Raw genomic sequence first — 2,298 nt, forward strand, 5'->3', positions numbered from 1 at the left:
AGGAATCATCAAACAAGAGCAATGCTCTTGTTTGACCCTCTGTACAGAGGGTCAAATCAATCCTGACTGCCCGGTCTGCGGCGCAGAGGATGCCGGCCTGTCGGACTGCAAAGGGAAAGCTGAAAAAGAAGATACAAAACAGCCGGAAGATACCGGCATCTGCAAGCATCATCAGGAACATGACGATGCCTGCGGCTACCAGCCGGAATCGGAGGACAGTGAAGGAAGTCCGTGTACTTATGAGTGCCGTATCTGCCCCATTGAGGACTTGATCGCCGCCCTGCCGGAGCAGGTGACGGAGGACAATGCGGACGACGTGCGGGCGCAGCTTGATAAAATCCTTGCCCTTTACCGGGAACTGGACGAGGGCGAACAGGAGGAAATCGACCTCTCCCGCGTCACCAAGCTGCAAGAGGCCCTGGATGTGGCCAACGCGCCGATGCAAGCTGCGGGAGAAATTAACATATCCCAAAATTCTCAAAATAAATTGACCGAAGAGGACGGAGACTGTCCGGGGCATACCTTTACCGGCACAGCCCAAACGGCAATGATTTATGTGGAAAGCGGCGCCCATAATGTGACGTTTTCCCGCTTAAATATTACCGGAGCGGCATATGTAGGCATCGCTCCCGGCGCAACGATGAATCTGACCTTAGAGGATAGCAATACAATAAAGGGTTTTGAATGTGGAATTTATGTACCGAAAGGGGCAACCTTAGTAACTACCGCAGAGAGCGCAGGTTCATTGGATGTTTCTGGACCATATAGTGCTGGCATTGGTGGTTCACTTTATGATTTAAATAGTAATGACGGCGATATTGACTGTGGAACAGTGATAATCAATGGCGGAAACATCACAGCTACTGGTGGAAGTGCAGGTTATGCGTCCGCCGGAATTGGTGGTGCAGCGGGGGATAATACTAACGATGGTAATGGTGGTAATATCACTATCAATGGTGGCAAAGTGACCGCAAAGGGAGGCTACAATGGAGTCTCCAATGCTCCCGGTATCGGCGGTTCCACAAGCGCAAAGAGCGATGGAACCCTGACCATCAGTTCTGCCGATGTGCTGGACGGCAATACTACCCTTGGCGCTAAGGGGACTTATACCATCACCGGCGACCCCACGGCGGACATGATCGTGGTGCCAGAATTGGTGTATACCGGCGAGATACTGGATACTTCTGAAATTAGGATTGACGACAGCAAAACCGGGACAGCGACCTATTTTGGGCAGACTTTCCGTGTGCAGGCCAGCGCGGACGGCTGGGTATTGCAAGACTTAGGCGAAGTAAAAGAAGGCGGAGAGTATACTGCTGTTTTCAAAAAAGACAATAAGGAAATCAGCAAGACATTTACCGTGGCGCAATCCGGCACACAGTTTGTCGGGGACGGCACTGTGAAAACCTATAAAGACGGCACAGAGTGCAGTGACTTCACCGCTGATGATACCATCACCGTCAAGGCCACGCCTACCGCAACCGGGCAGGCTCCGGCAAAAGCGGCGGCACGTCTGAGGGGTGATCCTACTGCGGGACAAATGGCGGTGTTTGTGGGTACTACACAGGTGTCACTTCCCGCAGATGCGGTGGATGGTACCTACACCATGAGCGTCAGCGCCGCCGATGTGCTGCCAAACGGACAGGCGGGGGAAAACGGGAAGTTTACCCTGATTGTAAAATTCATTGGAACCACCAACATGGCCGATGCCGAGGTCCCGGTGGAGGTTACAATTACCCGCAATCCGCTGACGGCGGACATGGTAATGCTGTCAGCGGAAAGCGCCACCTACAACGGAACGGAGCAAAAACCGATTGTCACCGTTACCGGGCTGACGGTTGGAAAGGATTATGATGTCACATTCCAAGACGGATTTAAGAACGCTGGAACCTACACTGTTACCGTCACTGGCAAGGGGATTTATGAGGGAACGGTGAAAAAAACCTTCTCCATCGGCAAGGCTGCGCTGACCATCAAGGCTAACGACCAGACCATCACCTACGGCCAGAGCATCACAGAGGGAACAGGGCAGGTAACTGCCACCGGGCTTTGCGCTGGTGATAGTTTAAGTAGCATTACCCTCGCCGCCAGCACCAGGAATGTACCCGGCGGCACCATCGAACTCTCCGCCGCTCAAATCAAGAACAGCAGCAGCGCAGATATGACCGCCAATTATACAATTACTTATCAGCCGGGAACACTGACCATCAATAAGGCAGCGGCCCCTGCCATTACCTGGCCTGCCGCCAATGGCCTGACCTATGGGCAGAAACTATCCGAGAGTACGCTGAGCGGAGG

Annotated in this window: 1 protein-coding gene; it reads left to right on the forward strand. The window is 53.1% G+C overall.

The features are described from left to right. Positions 1–31: 31 nt before the first annotated feature. On the forward strand, positions 32–2,298 hold a 2,267-nt coding region (locus tag D5269_RS17460), incomplete at its 3' end, for an MBG domain-containing protein (protein WP_279286779.1).

The sequence above is a fragment of the Anaerotruncus sp. 1XD42-93 genome, assembly GCF_009917605.1.
Classification (GTDB): domain Bacteria; phylum Bacillota; class Clostridia; order Oscillospirales; family Ruminococcaceae; genus Anaerotruncus.